We start from the raw sequence: 16,325 nt of genomic DNA on the forward strand, positions 1-16,325 counted from the left end.
GCGGGCCGCTCCGGGACGGCCCGCCCGTGCTCTGGGGTGTACGCAGGGCCGCGCTCAGGCCGCGGCCTTGGCCCGCCGGTGCAGCGCGGCCAGGATGCCCGCGGGATCGACCGTCCCGTAGCCGTAGTCGTAGTCGAAACCCACCTCGCTGCGGTCCTCGGCGGTGCGCCGCAGCAGTGCCCGCAGCTGCGCCGGCGACAGCTTGGCGGCCGGCCACCGGGTGCGCACCGCGGCCACCAGCCCGGCGGCCACCGGCGTCGCCGCCGAGGTGCCGGTGTCCGGCTCGCCGTCGCCGAACGCCCGCGACCCAGAGAAGTGCGTGTACGCGCACACGTCGGGCTTGCGCGCGGTCAGCCGCCCCGGCCCCTGCGAGGAGTAGCCCACCCGCTCGCCGTTGACGTCGACCCCGCCGATCGACAACGCCTTGGGATGGGAGTTGGCGCCCCCGATGGGCCGGTTGGGGAAGGCGCACCGGCCGTCGGGACACTGCCTGCCGCAGTTGCCCGCCGCGAACAGCACGTCCGCGCCCGCCCGGTCGAGACTGGCCACGACCAGGTTGAACGGGTGGGCGGCGTTGTCGGAGTAGTTGCCCGGATGCCCGACCGGGAAGTCCCACTCGGGGGAGAACGACCCCCACGAGTTGCTCACCACCAGCGACCTGGACGCCGCGGGCTGGGCCTCCAGCACCGTCCGCAGGTGCGTGAAGGCGGCCACCGCGTCCGACAGCAGCCCGTCGAGCGCCGAGCCGCCCGGCCGGGCCGACCGCAGCAGCGGGACGTCGATCAGGGACGCCTGCGGCGCGGCGATGAGCGCGTCGAAGGCGCACATCGTGCCGTGGTCGACCTCGAACTGGCCGGCCCGGCCGGGGACGCCGGAGGGGTTCCAGCTGCGTTCGGCGTCCAGCGTGACGGCGCGGCCGAGCTGGCGGGCCACGTGCGCGGCGTTGACGCCGGTGTCCAGGACGGCCAGCGCCACCCCGGCGCCGTCGAACCCCTCGGCGTGCAGCCCGGCCACGTTCAGCAGCCGCTCGACGTCGTGCCAGTCGCCCACCGGCGGATCGCCGCCGCAGGTCAGGCTGGACTCGATCACCGGGTCGGCGAACACGCCGACGACGTCGGGACGCAGCGTGGGCAGCAGCGTGACCCGCGAGGTCAGCTCGTCGTCGGAGATCGTGCCGCGGACGAGCACGGAGGCGTCCTCGGCGGCCAGCGAGAAGTCGAGGGGCTGGTGGAGGGAGAGGGGATCGCCGCCGGCCGCCGGGACCGGCCTCGGCACGGCGACCGGTGTGAAGGCCGTGTCGAGCTCGACGCCGGGCAGGCCGTCGGCGACGTCGGCCGTGGTGGCGGTCTGGCCGGGATCGGCGACGGCCGCGACCAGATCGGGGGAGGGACGGAGCTGGATCAGGACCCGCATGAGTCACCACCGAACGTAATGGGGGTAAACGAACGACCCAACATTCCTGCATCCGTCAAGGCGCGTCCAGCCCCTTACGGCGGTTGTGAACTGCGAAAACACCGCATAACTGGCGAAGCGGACCATAATTGTTTCCGGGGCGTCAGGCTTCCTTGTTCTCGGTCTGTTCACTACGGTGATGCATCATGACGCTCCAGGCGCAGACGCCGGTTTCCGACGGGGAAAGACAACACTGGCTGCCGGTCCGGCCGAGGCTCGTCCTCGCCAGTGCCTTCATGCTCTTCCTCGAACTGGCGCTCATCCGGTGGACCGGCTCGAACATCGTTCATCTGAGCTATTTCACCAATTTTGTCCTGCTCGGTTCTTTTCTGGGAATCGGGCTCGGATTTCTGCGCGTGGGGCGCTCGCGCCGCCAGCCCTATTACTCGCCGGTCGTCCTGCTCGTCCTGGTGGCCCTCGTGCTGGCCTTCCCGGTGACGGTCGACCGCAACACCGAGGGCGTCCTGTACTGGACGAGCCTGGGCACCGTCGGGCCGCCCGCCTGGCTGATCCTGCCGGTGATCTTCATCGCCGCGGCGGCGGTGCTCATGGGCCCCGCCGAACTGGTCGGGCGCTGCTTCCCCGAGCTGCCGCGCCTGGAGGCCTACCGCTACGACCTGATCGGCAGCCTCAGCGGCATCGCCGCGTTCACCGCGCTGTCGTTCCTGTCGGCGCCGCCGGTGTTCTGGGGGGTGGTCGCGGCTCTGTGCTACGGCCTGCTCCTGGCGCCCCGGCCCCGCTCGCTCTACCTGGGCCTGGTGGTCCTGCCCTCGCTCCTGGTCGCCGGCCTGCTGCTGTCGGAGACGCTGACGGCCGGGGCGCTGTGGTCGCCGTACTACAAGGTGACCTACAAGGCGATGCAGATGCTCGGCGTGCCGGTCACCGACATCTCCGTCAACGGCATCCCGCACCAGCAGGCCGTGCCCGCCTACGCCCGCCTGCAGTGGGAACGCCAGTACGGGCTGCCCTACGAGCGCACCACCAGGCCGCCCAAGGACGTGCTGATCGTCGGCGCGGGCAGCGGCACCGACGTGGCCATCGCGCTGTCCAAGGGCGCCCAGCACGTCGACGCCGTCGAGATCGACCCCAAGCTGCGCGAGCTGGGCGGCAGCCTGCACCCCGACAAGCCCTACGCCGACCCGCGCGTCACCACCCACATCACCGACGGCCGCGCCTTCCTGGAACGCAGCGGCGACCGCTACGACCTGATCCTGTTCGCCCTGCCCGACTCGCTCACCCTCGTGTCCGGGGCCAGCTCGCTGCGCCTGGAGAGCTACCTGTTCACCGCGGAGGCCATGCGGGCCGCCCGCGCCCACCTGCGGCCGGGCGGCACGTTCTCGATGTACAACTACTACCGCGAGAGCTGGCTGGTCGACCGCCTGGCCTCGACCATGCAGACCGCCTTCGGCCACAAGCCGTGCGTCGACGTGGTCAGCACCGCCGGTCAGCAGGCCGTCATCACCGCCGGCCTGACCGCCGCCGACCAGCGCTGCGCGAGCCAGTGGCCCGGCGCCGCCGCCGGCACCCCGGCCCCCGCCGACGACGACCGCCCCTTCCTCTACCTGAAGGACCGGACGATCCCGCCGATCTACATCATCACCCTCGGCCTGATCCTCATCGTCAGCCTGCTGGCCGTCCGCGTCGTGGCGGGCCCCTACGGGCGCATGAAGCCCTACGCCGACCTGTTCCTGCTCGGGGTGGCGTTCATGCTGCTGGAGACCAAGAGCGTGACCGGCTTCGCGCTGCTGTTCGGCACCACCTGGGTGGTCAACGCGATCGTCTTCGCCGGGGTGCTGGTCGCCGTGCTCGCCGCCGTCGAGGTGACCCGCCGCTTCCGCACCCCGCCGCTGCCCGTCATGTACGCCGTCCTGCTGGCCGGCCTGCTGCTGGCCTGGCTGGTGCCGAACGCGTGGCTGTTGTCGCTGCCGGTGCCGTTGCGCGCCGTGGCGGCCGTGACGGTGGCGTTCCTGCCGATCTTCGCCGCGAACGTGGTCTTCGCCAAACGTTTCTCCGACACCGCCGACGCCACCACGTCCTTCGGCGCGAACCTGCTCGGCGCGATGGTCGGCGGCTGCCTGGAATACCTGGCGCTGGTGATCGGCTACAAGGGCCTGCTCATCGTGGCCGCCCTGCTCTACCTGGGCGCCCTGGCGCTGATGCCGCGAAAGACCGCGCTCGTGTGACAAAGGGAAATGGTCCGCGGCGGTCCGGTGTAATGCCTTGACCGAGGGTCAGGATGAATTGTCGGCGGCGCGGGTTGATTTGTCGCCGCGGGCGAGGTGAGCTGGAGACGTCATCGAATCCGGAAAAAGATCGAACGATATTCAGAAAGGCGGGCACGCGAATCGGGGGTCACATCCGGTAACCCACGAGAAAAGGTGACAGTCATGGCGACACCAGGGGCGGCCAGGATCGACGTCGAGCGCGTTCAGGCACAGGAGTCCGGGCCCGCGCCCGCCGGACGCGCGCAACAGATCGCCGGAGCGCTCCCCACGGGGGTGTTCTTCGCGCACGACCCCGCCGGCTCCGGGGAGCACCGCGAGCCCGACGCGCGGTGGGAGCTCACCTCCGCCTGGCCCTACCAGGGCCGGCTCGCCACGGGGACGGCCGCCGTCCATCTCGCCGCCGGCCACGACGCGCTCGTCCGTGCCATGATCTTCGCCGACGGGTTCGGCCTCGGGCCCAGCGACCTGGCCGGGCTGTGGGGACGGCTCGACGCGCCGTACCCGCCGCACGGCGACCGGCTGCTCAGCCGGCTCCTCGCCCAGGGCATCGACGTCGTGCTGCTCGGCTTCGCCGCCCGCCACACCCACCTCCAGGCCAACGCCGGCGTCGCGGCGGCGTGCGTGGGCCGCGCGATCTCGGAGCGGCTCGGCACCACGCCGCTGATCGTCGGCGGCCTCGGCGCGGGCGGCCTGGTCACCCGGTACGCGCTGGCGGAGATGGAACGCCGCCGCGAGGACCACCAGACGACGACCTACCTGTCCTACGACTCGCCGCACAACGGCGCCTGGCTCCCGCTCGTCCTGCAACAGCTCGCCCACTTCGCCGAGGCCCTCGCGCCGGCCGCCCCCGGCACGCCCGGCCAGGCCGAGCTGATCAGGAGCCCGGCCGCGCAGCAGCTCCTGTGGGGCTGGGTCCCGGACGGGCGCTACTCCGGGCCGGTCGCCACGGCCAGCCCGCTGCGCCTGGCGTTCATCGAGGACCTGCGCGCCGCCGGCTGGTTCCCGCTCAGGCCGCGCAAGCTCGGCGTCTCCAACGGCGCCGCCGACGGCACCGGCCGCAACGTCCCGCCCGACGCCCTGGCCTTCGAGTGGACCGCCCTGGACGGGCTGGCCGGCGCCACCGTGCGCACCCAGCCGGACCGGGGCGCCGGCCGGCGGGTGGGCGGCATGCGAGCCGTCCCGCTGTGGGCCAGCACCAGCCGCACCAGCGACGTCGCGCCCTTCGACGGGGCGCCCGGCGGCACGCTGGCCTGCTACGGCATGGTCGCCGACGCGTTCGGCGCGCCGATCGCCGGCCGGTTCCGGTCGGCCTGCTTCGTTCCCACCGTGAGCGCCCTCGCGCTCCAGTACGACCCCGTGGACTGGACCGTGGACCTCTACACCGACATCACCGCCCTGTCGCCGGAGCAGAGTGAGCTGGACGACTACCAGTGCGACTCCGACAACTCCGAGCACGGCACGGTCACCGGCACGCTCGCCGACTGGATACTCGGGCACCTGACGAAGTGACCCGAGGCCGCGGGCCCTCGCGGTCGCAGCCCCGCCGGAGCCGGGCTCCGGCGGGGGTGGCGGTCACAGGCCGCACAGCTCCGTCAGGGACTTCGCGCCGCCCCGCTGGCTGTTGCGGGTCGGGGTCTCGGTCGGTGTGGCGCCCTGGGCCTGCGTACGGGTCCGGGACGGCGTGGCCGTCGGGGAGCCGGGGGACGCGGTCACGTTGGCGGTCTGGGCCTGGCGGGCCGAACGGTCGGAGTCGGCGATCGCCTTCCTCGCGGCCGCGCGGATCTTGACCCAGTCGGGCCTGCCCGAATAGAAGTCCGGCGGCACGAACTGCAGGCTGGTGATCTTGGCGTCCTTGACCTTGAGCGCCAGGTCCGCCAGCGGCGCGACGAGCGGGCGCGGGATGTTCGTCTGGGCCAGCCGCTTGGCCGCCCCGGCGATCTTGGTGAAGTTCGTCAGGATCACGCCGGGCGTGGCCTGCTGGGCGAAGGCGCCGATCACGCAGCGCTGGCGTCCCATGCGGGAGAAGTCGTCGCTGTTGACGCGGGAGCGGCCGTACCACAGGGCCTCCTCGCCCGACAGCTTGCGGTAGCCGGCCTTGATCGTGCCCGCGGTGCCGAAGTGGCCGCCCCACTTGACGTCCTCCTCGACCCGGATCTTCAGGCCGCCGATGGCGTCCACCAGGGCGGCGAAGCCGTACATGTTGATCAGGGCGTAGTAGTCGATCCGGAGGTTCAGGGTGTAGCCGATGGCGTCCATGAGGGCCCGCGGGCCGCGGTTCTTGCCGCCCATGAGCTGCGGGTTGTCGTTGGCGTACTGCCAGACCTCGTTGAGCAGGCCGCCGTTGGGCAGCTCGGCCATGTAGCCGTTCGGGAAGTGCTTGTGCAGCGGCGAGGACGGGGGGAAGCGCACGTGCTGCAGGTTGCGCGGCAGGCTGAACAGCACGGTGTTGCCGGTCCTGGTGTCCACGCTGGCCACCGTCATGCTGTCGGTGCGCACGCCCACGCGGTTGCCCGCGGCGTCGCCGCCGACCAGCAGGAAGTTCACCCGGGTCTTGCCGTCCCAGGGGTCCTCGGGGTTCTTGATCTGGACGGGGTTCTCCGGGTCCGGGTGCGAGGGGAAGATCGCGTTGACGGCGTTCCGCCCGGCCAGCACGTAGTTGGCCGTCAGCGCGAACGGCGACATGACGGCCACGCACAGCACGCCCACGACGATCCCGGTCACCACCTGGCCCTGCTGGTTCAGTCTGTTGGGGCCCAGCGCCACGTACGAGACGGCGATCACCGCGAACCAGGCCAGCGCGCACGCGGCCGCGATGACGATCACCGTGACCATGGCGCCGTCCTCGGCCAGGCCCGTCAGGTTGCTCAGGTCCCGGGTCAGGCCGAAGGCCAGGGCCGCGAGCAGGATCACCGCGTACGCGCCGATCATGATCAGCCCGGTACGACGGCGCCCGGCCCGCAGATGCGCGGCGCCGGGCACCAGGGCGGACAGAGCCGTCCAGCCGATCACGGAGGCGGTCGTCAGGGGTTTGGCGAAGCGCGGCGCGGGGGAGGAGCCCTTGCGCGGGCGTGGAGTCCGCCGTTTGGCGCCTCCGGGCACGGCGTCCACCCGATCGCGCTTGCTCACACCGGCTCCTTCACACGCCTACCAGGCAAAAAATGACGTTCGCCCCATGTCGGGCACAAGATTGCCAGGATTCTAGCCCCCATACCTGGACATCAGAGACAACTCTTCAACATGAGATGAACGCCACGTGTCACTCAGGAGGTCGTCGAGGACGGCGCCAGCCACGTGTTGCACTGGTACGTCTTGTCCCTCTCCCACCCCTGCCGGAACCAGCGGTTGTTGTTGGCGGGCGTGCCGTGGTCGCGCGGATAGCCCGGGTAGTCGCCCACCTGCGCGTAGAACCAGAACAGCCGCGAGCGCAGCGAGGACGGCACCGGGTAGGACGAGGCGACCGAGCGCATCCACATGCCGCCGAGACAGGTGGCCTGCAGCTCCAGCTTCCTGCTCAGCGCGAGCTTGCCGCTCTGGCTGGAGGAGTTCATGGTGCCCTGCCACCAGGAGTCCATCACGCCGGTGATGTTCTGGACGTGGTGGCCGTACTCGTGGGCCATCATGCTGATGATGCCGCCGTGCCAGGAGATGATCTGGCCGTAGCCGCGGGCGTTGCCGTTGCCCCTGGACATCGCCGAGGTCGAGGCGTAGATCGTGTTGTTGCGCGGGCAGTAGTAGGGCACCATGCTCCCGGCCGACGGGTAGTCGCCGCACGCGCCCCGTCCGCGCCCGGCCGCGACGGCGTAGTGCGGCGGGCTGAACGCGATGCCCTGCCGCTGCAGGATCGGCCCCCACGCCTGGTCCATGCACCGGCCGGTCTTCAGGATCAGCGCCTTGAGCTGGCTGTGGCTGAAGATGTTCGTGTTCCCGGCCCGGCAGTTCACCCGGGGCAGGCTGCCCGCCCGGTAGAGGGTGTTGTTCTTCAGGCTGGTGTTGAGCGTGACCTGCTTGGGCGGCGTCACCGTGTCCTGGGTCGGCCGCTCGGTGGGCCGCTGCGACGGCTCCCGCGTCGGCTGCTGCGTCGGCTCCTGGGTCGGCTCCTGGGTCGGCTCCCGGGTCTGTTCCTGGGTGGGCTCCTGCGACGACGAGGTGTCGTGCGTCGGCTCGTGACTCGGGAAGGGCTCGTCGGTCCGCGACGGCTCGTACGACGGCAGCGCGACCGGCGTGGTCGTGTCCGGGTGCGAGGACGACTTCAGCATCGCCGCCCCGATGACGATCAGCACGAACAGCGCCGCCAGCGACCCGAACACGGCCCCGAGGACGCCGGCGACCCCCATGCCGGACTTCTTCCTCGGCTGCTGCGGCCACTGCCTCGTGGGCATGGGCGGCATGGGCGGCATGGGCGGCATGGGCGGCGGCGGCTGGTACTGCTGCCCGTACTGCGGCGGCGGATACTGCGGGCCGCGCGGCGGGTGTCCCTGCGGCGGATAGCCCTGCGGAGGCTGCGGCGGTCCCTGCGGCGGTCCCTGCGGCGGCCCGTGCGGGGGACCCTGAGGGGGGCCCTGCGGGGGCGGCGGCTGCGGCGGATAACCCTGCGGCTGGGGGTGCTGCGGCGGATAGGGCTGATGGCCGGGCGGCGGCCCCGGCGGAGGCCCCTGGGGCGGGGCCGGCGGCGCCTGCGGGTAGGGCTGGCCGCCCTGCGGCTGCGGCTGCCGGTAGCCCGGCGGCGGCCACGGCCGCGAAGGGGGCCGCAGGGGCTGCCCGGGCCCTTGTGGCGGAGGTGGATATTGCCCGTTTCCTGTCACCGTGTCTCCCCGTTAAGCCGCTTGTCTGCAATGCACGGCTTTGCGGCAGACCCCAAAGGATCTTTGCCAAATTTGGGGCAAAAGCATACTGATTTATCACCCGTCACGGATGTAGCGGTACTCGGTCACGCTCCGAAATCAATCGAGGTGATCTCTGCTATCTACCGGTCCCGGAGCAGGGCGGTGTCCTAGCTTCGTTGGCATGAATCTCCAGCAGCTCCGCTATGTGGTCGCGACTGCGGAGCACCGCACCATGACCGACGCGGCCAGGTCGCTCTACATCGCGCAGCCTGCGCTGTCCCGCGCGATCCGCGATCTTGAGCGAGAGCTCGGCATGACGCTCTTCGCCCGCTCCGGCCGCGGCGTGGTGGTCACCGCCCAGGGCCGCCGCGTGGTCAAGCTGGCGAGGGAGGCGCTCGACGCCGTGCACGAGATCGAGGGCCTGGCCAACCACGCCGGCGTGACGGAGGCCGAACTGCGCATCGCCTCCACCCCGAGTCTCGAACCCGGACTCGCGGGGCGGCTGCTCCCTGCCTACGCGGCCGAGCACCCAGGGGTACGCGTGCACATCGTGCGCTGCGACGGCCGCGACGGCGTCGTCAGCGCCATCCGGGATCAGCGGGCCGACCTCGGGCTCACCGATCTGCCCGTGCCCACCGACCTCATCACCCACCCGCTCGAACGCCAGGAGATCGTGCTGATCTCCCCGCCCGGGCTCGACCTGCCCAACCCGGTCCCCATGGGCAAGCTGCACGGCATGCGCCTGGCGCTGCCCGCCCGCGGCAGCTCGCGGCGCAGGGAACTCGACGCCATGTTCGGCAAGTACGCCGTCACCCCCGTGGTCGTCCTGGAGACCGACGAGCGCAACGGCTGGCTGAACGCGGTCCGCGCCGGCCAGGCCTCCCTGCTGTGGTACCGCGGCATGGCCGATCAGGCCGCCAGGGCCGGCCTGGTGGTGCGCTCACTCGAACCGGCCGTGCGGCGCGTCATCGCCGTGGTGCACGCACGCCGCCGCCTGCCCCTCATCGCCCAGGACTTCCTGTCCACCGCGGAGAAGGGCACAGCCGCCTGACCAGGAACGTTCCATGATCCCCCGCAACTCCCGCCGTTGACCCCCAGCCCGCCTCCGGCCCGCCCGCCTAGCGGGACACCGGAAGGCGGACCACGGCACGCAGACCCGGCGCCGCGTCCTGCAGGACCACCGTCCCCCCGTGGGCGCGCACGGTCTCCCGGACGATCGCCAGCCCCAGGCCGGCCCCGCCCTCGTCCCTGCTGCGCCCGGAGTCCAGCCGGGTGAACCGGTTGAACACCCGCTCCCGGTCCTGCTCGGGGATGCCGGGCCCGTCGTCGGTCACCGTCAGCACGCCGTCGGCGGTCAGCGCCACCTCGACCTTCGAGGAGGTGTGCCGGGCGGCGTTGTCCATCAGGTTCGTCAGCACCCGGCTCAGGTCGAGGGCGTCCCCGCGCACCACCACGGGGTCGCACGCGGTCAGCCGGGCCTCGCCGTACCGCTCGGCGACCTGGCGCACCACCTCGTCGAGGTTGACCGGCTCGTCGCGGGCCGGCACGCCGCCGCGCTCGTCCAGGCGGGCCAGCGCGAGCAGGTCCTCGGCCAGCCTGGACAGCCGCAGGGCGTCCTCCAGCACGCCCTCGGCGGTCTCCCGCCAGTCCTGGCCCTCCGGATGGCCGAGCGCCACCTCCAGCTGGAGCCGGATGCTGGCCAGCGGGCTGCGCAGCTCGTGGGCGGCGTCGGAGACCAGCGCGCGCTGGCGCTGCTCGGCCTCCTCCAGCCGGGCCAGCATGCCGTTGAGCGTGGTGGCCAGGGCGTACACCTCGTCGCGCGACTGCGGCACCGGCAGCCGCCGGGACCGGGCCGTGTGCGTGATCTCGGCCGCGACCCGGCGCAGCGACGAGATCGGGCGCAGCGTCCTGCCGATCATCAGCCAGCTCGCCACCGCCAGCAGCACGACCAGCGCGGGCGTGCCGACCAGCAGGACGCGCCCGGCCACGCCCAGGCTCGTCTGGATCTCGCCGATCGGCCTGGCGGCCAGCACCGTCTGCCCGTGGTCGGCGCTGAGCACCACCACCCGCAGCGGCCCCGCGATCGCGTACGGCCGGCCGTCGAGGAACGTCGCCCGCCCCTCGCGCAGCACCCTGGCCCTGGCCGCCGCGTCCAGCAGCGGCACCAGCCGGTCGGCGCCGTACGTGACGTGCGTGATGCGCCCGCTCCGGTCGAGCACCTGGACGATCGTGCCGTCGTGCGTGGTGATCGGGCTGGTCAGCGTCCCGGCGTCGGCCGCCACGCGCACGGTCTGGGCCTGCTGCCGGGTCGAGGCGTCGACCGTGTCGATCAGCGCCCGGTCGAGCACCGACAGCAGCACCGAGGCCGACAGCGCCAGCGCCAGCCCCAGCACGGCGGCCGCCGCGACCGTCAGCCTGAACCGCAGCCCCTGACGCCGCCACCAGGCCATCGGGGTGTCAGCCACCGTCGCCCGCCAGCCGGTAGCCCGCGCCGCGCACGGTCTGCAGCACGTTCCTGCCGAACGGGGCGTCGACCTTGCGCCGCAGGTAGCCGACGTAGACCTCGACCACGTTGGGGTCGGTGTCGAAGGTGTCCCACACGTGTTCCAGGATCTCCGACTTCGACACCACCTCGTCACGGCGGCGCATCAGGAACTCCAGCAGCGCGAACTCCCTCGGCGTCAGCTCCACCGGCGTCTCGCCCCGCTGCACCTTCCGGCGGGCCGGGTCGAGGGTCAGGTCGCCGGCCGCCAGCACCGACGGCCGCCGCCCCGAGTCGCGCCGCAGCAGGGCCCGGAGCCTGGCCACCAGCACCACATAGGAGAAGGGCTTGGTCAGGTAGTCGTCGGCGCCGAGGTCGAGGCCGTCGGCCATGTCGTACTCGCCGTCCTTGGCCGACAGCATGAGGATCGGCACCCAGTTCTCCTCCGCGCGCAACTGCTTGCACACGTTGTAGCCCGACAGCCTCGGCAGCATGATGTCCAGCACCACGACGTCGTAGTCGCCCTGCCGGGCCGCGTGCAGGCCCTCCTCGCCGTCGTGGGCGAGGTCCACGGCGAACCCCTCGGCCTGCAGCCCGCGCTGGAGGGCCGCGGCCATCCGCCGCTCGTCCTCGACGACCAGTACTCTCATGTGCTGATTCTCCCGTCCCTGAGCTGAGACGCCGCTGAGAAGGCTGAGAGGCGTCTCAGACAGTCTCAGGCCGGCCACAGGATGCATGCCGCAGGCTCTGGTCATCGACATACCGTTAAGGAGTGAGATGCGCAGAGGCACGTTCGTGAGGTGGGGAGTCCCGATCGCCGCGGCGGCACTGATCGGTGGCGCGATCGGAGCCGGCCCGGTCATCGCGGCGGTGAGCGGCGAGCCCGTCCTGCCCGAGCGTTCGGCCCAGCAGCTGCTGGCCGACGCCGTGGCGGCGACGAGCAAGGGAGGCGGCCTGCCGCCCATGTCCGGCACGGTGCAGCAGACGGCCTCGCTCGGCCTGCCGTCGCTGCCCCAGACCGGCGGTGAGTCGCCGCTGAGCCTGCTGTCCGGCTCGCACGAGATCAAGGTCTGGTACGGCGGCGCCGACCGGTTCCGGGTGGCCATGCCGACCCAGCTGAACGAGACCAACCTGATCGTCAACGGCGACCAGGGCTGGTACTGGGAGAGCGCCACCAACACCGCGACCAGGTTGACCGTCAAGCCCGGCACGGGCCAGGAGCACAAGCTGCCCGGCACGCCGCCGGTCCAGCTGACGCCGCCGCAGGTGGCCGAGCAACTGCTGGCCAAGGCCGGCGAGCACACCGCGGTCCGCGTGATCAACACCGCGGAGGTGGCGGGCCGTCCGGTCTACCAGCTCGTCCTCGCGCCCAAGGACGAGGGCTCGCTGGTGCAGGAGGTGCGGCTCGCGCTCGACGGCGAGACCTACGTCCCGCTCCAGGTCCAGGTCTACGCCAAGGGCTCGGCAGAACCGGCCTTCCAGGTCGGCTTCACCCAGGTGACGTTCACGCCGCCGGCCGCGGAGAACTTCGCCTTCACCCCGCCCGCGGGCGCCAAGGTGGAGGAGAAGGACCTCAGCGAGCTGGGCGACGCCAAGCGCGCCGAGCAGCACGCCGAGCAGGCCGAGAGGGTCGCGGGCGAGCTCAAGGTCGTCGGCGACGGGTGGACGACCGTGGCCGTCCTGCCGTTCAAGCCGGAGGACCTCACGGCGGCCGGCCGGCCGGCGGGCGACGGCTCGACGCCCCGCGACGGCTCCCAGGCCGACGTGGGGGCGCTGGCCGACGCCGTCCTGAAGTCGGCCACGCCGGTGAGCGGCACGTGGGGCTCGGGCCGGCTGATCAGGACGAAGCTCGTCACCGTCCTGCTGACGGACGACGGCCGGCTGCTGGTCGGCGCGGTCACCCCGGAGGAGATCACGCAGGCGGCGGGCGTCAGGTGACCACCGCCGTCACGCAGGAAGCGGGGGCGCCCTTCGGGGCGGCCCCGCCCTCCGGGGAGCACGCCATCGTCACGCGCGGCCTGACCAAGCGCTTCCGCGGCGGCCAGGTGGCCGTGGACGCGCTCGACCTGACGGTGCCGCGCGGCTCGGTCTTCGGCTTCCTCGGGCCCAACGGCTCGGGAAAGACCACGACCATCCGCATGCTGCTGGGCCTCATCGCGCCCACCGAGGGGGAGCACTCCCTGCTCGGGCTGCCGCTGCCGCGGGCGCTGCCCCGGGTGGGGGCGGTGGTGGAGGGGCCGGCGTTCTACCCGTACCTGTCGGGCGAGGCCAACCTGATGCGCTTCGACGCCGCCGACCCCACGGCGGTGCGCCGCACCGCGCGGGCGCGCGTCGCCGCCGCGCTCGACCGGGTGGGCCTGTCGGCCGCGGCCGGCAAGCGCTACCGCAACTATTCGCTCGGCATGCGCCAGCGGCTGGCCATCGCGGCCGCGCTGCTCGGCCCGCGCGAGCTGCTCGTCCTGGACGAGCCGACCAACGGCCTCGACCCGCAGGGCACCCGCGAGGTGCGCGCGCTGGTCAAGGACATCGCCGCCGGCGGCACCACCGTCTTCGTCTCCTCGCACCTGCTGGCCGAGGTCGAGCAGATGTGCACGCACGCCGCCATCATGCGGACCGGCAGGCTGGCCGCCCAGGGCACGATCGCCTCGCTGAACGGCGGCCTGGCCACGCGCGTCCGGGTCGAGACGCCCGACGTGGCCGACGCCGCGCGGGTGCTCGGCGGGCTGGGGCTGGCCGACGTGCGGCGCGGCGACGCCGACGTGACGGCCGAGCTGGGCGGCAACGCGCCGGAGCGGATCAACGCCGCGCTGGTCGGCGAAGGGGTCGCCGTACGGGGGCTGGCCGTGCTGCGGCCGAGCCTGGAGGACGTTTTCGTCGGACTGACGGGGGAGGGCTTCGATGTCGACGGCTGACACCTCGGCGCCGGACGCTGAGACACACGCGACGCAGCCGCGGGACACCGGGACGCCGCAGACGCGGGACGGCCGGTCCGGTGGGCGCATGCCCGGCCTGGTGCCCGTGACCGAGACGCTGCGCACCGTGGAGCGGCGCACCCCGGACCCGGCCGCGGCGGTCCCCGCACACAGCGCCTGGACGGACGCCACGGGAGGCCCGCGGCGAGCCAGGTGGGCGTTCTGGCGGCTGCTCGGCTCGGAGCTGGGCCTGACCTTCCGCCGGCCGCGCAACCTGGTGATGCTGGCCGTGCTCGCCTGCGTGCCGGCCGTCCTCGGCCTGGCCCTGCGCGCGTTCGGCGGCGACGACCGCGACGGGATGGGCGGGTTCATCCAGAGCGTGGCGGGCAACAGCCTCATGCTCACGTTCGTCGCGTTCTCGTTCCTCGTGCTGCTGCTGATGCCGGTCGCCGTCAGCGTGGTCGCCGGCGACTCGGTGGCCGGGGAGGCGGGCGGCGGCACGCTGCGCTACCTGCTGGCCGCGCCGGCGGGACGCACCCGCCTGCTGGCCGTCAAATACCTCAACGCGGTCGTCTTCGCCTACGCCGTCACGGCGGTGGTGGCGCTGTCGGCGCTGGTCACCGGGCTGATCCTGTTCCCGGCCGGGCCGGTGACGCTGCTGTCGGGCACGACGATCTCCATGGGCGAGGGGCTGCTGCGCATCCTCATCGCCGTCGGCTACGTCGGGGCCGGCATGGCGGCGCTGGCCGCCGTCGCGCTGGCGCTGTCGACGTTCACCGAGGTGTCCATCGGGGCGGTGGCCGCCACGCTCGTGCTGGTGGTCGTCTGCCAGGTGCTGCGGGCCTTCCCCGAGCTGAGCGCGGTGACGCCGTACCTGCTGCCGACCAGGTTCACCAACTTCGACGCGGTGCTGCGCAGCCCGATGGACCTGTCGGCGCTGCGGGACGGGCTGCTGGCCTTCGGCGCCTACATCGTGCTGTTCTGCTCGATCGCGTGGGCGCGCTTCTCCGGCAAGGACATCACGTCCTGACCGGGCGGCGCGTCCCCGGCCGGGCGGGCTGCCCGGCCGGGGACGCCGCGTCGCGCGGTCAGGCCGCCCGGCGGCGCAGGCCCAGGGCCCCGACGACGACGCCGATGACGCCGACGACCAGCCCGGCGCCGCCCAGCAGGCGGGCCGTGCCGTCGGAGGAGGAGGCCGAGGAGGCCGCCACCGGCGCCACCGACGGTCCCGTGGCGGCGGCCGGAGCGGCCGAGGCCGACGCGCTCGCGGCGGAGTGCTCGTCGCCGCCGGAGGCCGGGACGAGCTTCAGCGTGGGAACGGGGTGCTCGGCCTCGGTGCCGTCGGACTTGGGCGCGTCGGCCCAGTCGACCACCTCGCCGCCGGAGTACGTCTGCTTCGTCGGGAACGTCAGCGAGTCGACGTCCTTGGGCAACTGGCCCATGGACACCTCGAACTCCTGGAACTCACCCGGGTTGATCTTGCCGCCGGACCACACGACCGTGGTGACGGCCTCCTCCACGTCGCCGTACTCGGTCTTGACCGGCTTGGGCAGCTTGCCCTCGGTGACCTTGACGTCCCAGCCCGGCACGGGCTTGACCGACACGAACGCCAGCGGATGGTCGGTGGGGAAGCTGACCTGGACCTTGGTCGTGGCGGCGTTGTCACGCTCGTTGGGCACCCGGAAGGCGACCTTGGTGAACCCGCCCTGCTCGGCGGTGCCCGGGGTGATGGAGACGTGGGCCAGCGCGGGCAGCGCCAGGCCGGCGGTGAGGGCGGTGGCGGCGGCGAGCACGGTCGCCGCACGACGGACGAAGGACATGGCGGAACTCCACTTCGGTGAAGAACAGGGGTCTACGGGTGTCAGCAGGTCAGGCGGGAAGTGGAGGACCACGCCTGGCCACCCGGTGCCGGAACCCCGGCTGCGGGGGGACCACCCTGGTGTGCACGACCGGAACGCCCGGCCGCACCGCGGGCACGACCGCGAGCAGCGGCGGCACGAGCCGCAACCCCAGCCGGCGCAGCAGCGACCACAGCACGATCTCGCCGCGCGACAGCCACCAGCCGGTCATCAGGGTCGCCGTGAGGTGCGCGAGCAGCATGCCCGCGTTGACGGCCAGCCCCTGGCCGTGACCGTGCTCGAAGACGTAGGAGGACGGGCTGCCGCCCGCGAACAGCTCGTGCAGGCCGAACTGCGCCACCCCCAGCACGACGTTGATCACCGGCGCCGAGCGCTCCCTGCCGGACAGCGCCAGCCCCAGGCCGGACACCGCCACCAGGCCCAGCGCCGCCGCCCACGGCCCCGGACGCCCCCCGCCGCCCGCCACGTGGGCCAGGGCAGCGAGGGTCACGCAGACGGCGGCGAAGGCGGCCGTCCGCGCGAGCCGGAGGGGGAGTCGCGCACGCATGTGTGCCACATGGTCTCACGAGGCA

At 72.7% G+C, this 16,325-nt stretch carries 14 protein-coding genes; 7 read left to right on the forward strand and 7 right to left on the reverse strand.

Annotation, left to right across the window (positions count from 1 at the left end; genetic code table 11):
* Window positions 1–54: 54 nt before the first annotated feature.
* Complete coding sequence (locus tag AB0J71_RS08465) at window positions 55–1,413, reverse strand: S8 family serine peptidase (RefSeq protein WP_352328279.1); 1,359 nt, start codon at window positions 1,411–1,413, stop codon at window positions 55–57.
* Window positions 1,414–1,598: 185 nt separating this feature from the next.
* Between AB0J71_RS08465 and AB0J71_RS08470 the strand changes: the two genes are divergently transcribed.
* On the forward strand, window positions 1,599–3,635 hold the full coding sequence (locus AB0J71_RS08470; protein WP_352328280.1) for a spermidine synthase: 2,037 nt from the start codon (window positions 1,599–1,601) through the stop codon (window positions 3,633–3,635).
* 204 nt (window positions 3,636–3,839) lie between these two features.
* Window positions 3,840–5,186 carry a hypothetical protein gene (locus tag AB0J71_RS08475; RefSeq protein WP_364413426.1) on the forward strand — a complete coding sequence of 449 codons (1,347 nt, stop codon included), beginning with the start codon at window positions 3,840–3,842 and terminating at the stop codon, window positions 5,184–5,186.
* A 63-nt stretch (window positions 5,187–5,249) separates the two neighbouring features.
* Here AB0J71_RS08475 and AB0J71_RS08480 read toward each other — a convergent pair whose 3' ends face one another.
* Together AB0J71_RS08480 and AB0J71_RS08485 are read right to left on the reverse strand one after the other, a co-directional pair.
* On the reverse strand, window positions 5,250–6,803 hold the full coding sequence (locus AB0J71_RS08480) for an LCP family protein (RefSeq protein ID WP_352328089.1): 1,554 nt from the start codon (window positions 6,801–6,803) through the stop codon (window positions 5,250–5,252).
* Between the two features lie 134 nt (window positions 6,804–6,937).
* On the reverse strand, window positions 6,938–8,011 hold the full coding sequence (locus AB0J71_RS08485; protein ID WP_364413428.1) for a neutral zinc metallopeptidase: 1,074 nt from the start codon (window positions 8,009–8,011) through the stop codon (window positions 6,938–6,940).
* On the opposite strand from AB0J71_RS08485, the gene AB0J71_RS08490 reads away from it, so the two are divergent.
* Both AB0J71_RS08490 and AB0J71_RS08495 read left to right on the forward strand, forming a co-directional pair.
* Window positions 8,010–8,165 (forward strand): hypothetical protein, encoded by a 156-nt coding sequence (locus tag AB0J71_RS08490; protein ID WP_364413430.1) that lies wholly within the window; start codon window positions 8,010–8,012, stop codon window positions 8,163–8,165. The genes AB0J71_RS08485 and AB0J71_RS08490 overlap by 2 nt on opposite strands.
* A 516-nt stretch (window positions 8,166–8,681) precedes the next feature.
* A complete protein-coding gene (locus AB0J71_RS08495; protein ID WP_352328087.1) occupies window positions 8,682–9,551 on the forward strand; it encodes a LysR family transcriptional regulator in 870 nt (289 codons plus the stop codon).
* Window positions 9,552–9,618: 67 nt separating this feature from the next.
* On the opposite strand, the gene AB0J71_RS08500 is transcribed toward AB0J71_RS08495, so the two are convergent.
* Together AB0J71_RS08500 and AB0J71_RS08505 are read right to left on the reverse strand one after the other, a co-directional pair.
* Window positions 9,619–10,965: an ATP-binding protein gene (locus AB0J71_RS08500; protein WP_364413432.1), complete on the reverse strand. Its 1,347-nt coding sequence runs from the start codon at window positions 10,963–10,965 to the stop codon at window positions 9,619–9,621.
* Complete coding sequence (locus tag AB0J71_RS08505; protein WP_364413434.1) at window positions 10,958–11,632, reverse strand: response regulator transcription factor; 675 nt, start codon at window positions 11,630–11,632, stop codon at window positions 10,958–10,960. The genes AB0J71_RS08500 and AB0J71_RS08505 overlap by 8 nt, the downstream gene beginning before the upstream one ends.
* Window positions 11,633–11,759: 127 nt before the next feature.
* On the opposite strand from AB0J71_RS08505, the gene AB0J71_RS08510 reads away from it, so the two are divergent.
* The 3 genes from AB0J71_RS08510 to AB0J71_RS08520 are packed head-to-tail and all read left to right on the forward strand — an operon-like array spanning window position 11,760 to window position 14,924.
* Window positions 11,760–12,920: a DUF2092 domain-containing protein gene (locus tag AB0J71_RS08510; RefSeq protein WP_352328084.1), complete on the forward strand. Its 1,161-nt coding sequence runs from the start codon at window positions 11,760–11,762 to the stop codon at window positions 12,918–12,920.
* On the forward strand, window positions 12,917–13,894 hold the full coding sequence (locus tag AB0J71_RS08515) for an ABC transporter ATP-binding protein (protein ID WP_352328083.1): 978 nt from the start codon (window positions 12,917–12,919) through the stop codon (window positions 13,892–13,894). The genes AB0J71_RS08510 and AB0J71_RS08515 overlap by 4 nt, the downstream gene beginning before the upstream one ends.
* Window positions 13,881–14,924 (forward strand): ABC transporter permease, encoded by a 1,044-nt coding sequence (locus tag AB0J71_RS08520; RefSeq protein WP_364413436.1) that lies wholly within the window; start codon window positions 13,881–13,883, stop codon window positions 14,922–14,924. Before AB0J71_RS08515 ends, AB0J71_RS08520 begins: the two co-directional genes overlap by 14 nt.
* A 58-nt stretch (window positions 14,925–14,982) precedes the next feature.
* Here the strand turns inward: AB0J71_RS08520 and AB0J71_RS08525 are convergent, their stop codons facing one another.
* Together AB0J71_RS08525 and AB0J71_RS08530 are read right to left on the reverse strand one after the other, a co-directional pair.
* Entirely contained in the window at window positions 14,983–15,714 is a 732-nt protein-coding gene (locus AB0J71_RS08525; protein ID WP_364389763.1) for a YcnI family protein, read from the reverse strand.
* Between the two features lie 49 nt (window positions 15,715–15,763).
* The gene (locus AB0J71_RS08530) at window positions 15,764–16,300 is read right to left on the reverse strand and encodes an MFS transporter (protein WP_352329536.1); all 537 of its coding nucleotides are present in this window, start codon (window positions 16,298–16,300) and stop codon (window positions 15,764–15,766) included.
* Between the last annotated feature and the right edge of the window lie 25 nt (window positions 16,301–16,325).

The sequence above is a fragment of the Nonomuraea sp. NPDC049637 genome (genome assembly GCF_040675235.1).
Taxonomy (GTDB): Bacteria; Actinomycetota; Actinomycetes; order Streptosporangiales; family Streptosporangiaceae; genus Nonomuraea.

Excerpts from the sequence above, each read along its gene's own strand:
- AB0J71_RS08475 (WP_364413426.1), top strand. The coding sequence starts at position 3,840 with ATGGCGACACCAGGGGCGGCCAGGATCGACGTCGAGCGCGTTCAGGCA.
- AB0J71_RS08530 (WP_352329536.1), bottom strand. The coding sequence starts at position 16,300 with ATGCGTGCGCGACTCCCCCTCCGGCTCGCGCGGACGGCCGCCTTCGCC.
- AB0J71_RS08505 (WP_364413434.1), bottom strand. The coding sequence starts at position 11,632 with ATGAGAGTACTGGTCGTCGAGGACGAGCGGCGGATGGCCGCGGCCCTC.
- AB0J71_RS08525 (WP_364389763.1), bottom strand. The coding sequence starts at position 15,714 with ATGTCCTTCGTCCGTCGTGCGGCGACCGTGCTCGCCGCCGCCACCGCC.
- AB0J71_RS08470 (WP_352328280.1), top strand. The coding sequence starts at position 1,599 with ATGACGCTCCAGGCGCAGACGCCGGTTTCCGACGGGGAAAGACAACAC.
- AB0J71_RS08520 (WP_364413436.1), top strand. The coding sequence starts at position 13,881 with ATGTCGACGGCTGACACCTCGGCGCCGGACGCTGAGACACACGCGACG.
- AB0J71_RS08485 (WP_364413428.1), bottom strand. The coding sequence starts at position 8,011 with ATGGGGGTCGCCGGCGTCCTCGGGGCCGTGTTCGGGTCGCTGGCGGCG.
- AB0J71_RS08510 (WP_352328084.1), top strand. The coding sequence starts at position 11,760 with ATGCGCAGAGGCACGTTCGTGAGGTGGGGAGTCCCGATCGCCGCGGCG.
- AB0J71_RS08495 (WP_352328087.1), top strand. The coding sequence starts at position 8,682 with ATGAATCTCCAGCAGCTCCGCTATGTGGTCGCGACTGCGGAGCACCGC.
- AB0J71_RS08465 (WP_352328279.1), bottom strand. The coding sequence starts at position 1,413 with ATGCGGGTCCTGATCCAGCTCCGTCCCTCCCCCGATCTGGTCGCGGCC.
- AB0J71_RS08490 (WP_364413430.1), top strand. The coding sequence starts at position 8,010 with ATGCCGGACTTCTTCCTCGGCTGCTGCGGCCACTGCCTCGTGGGCATG.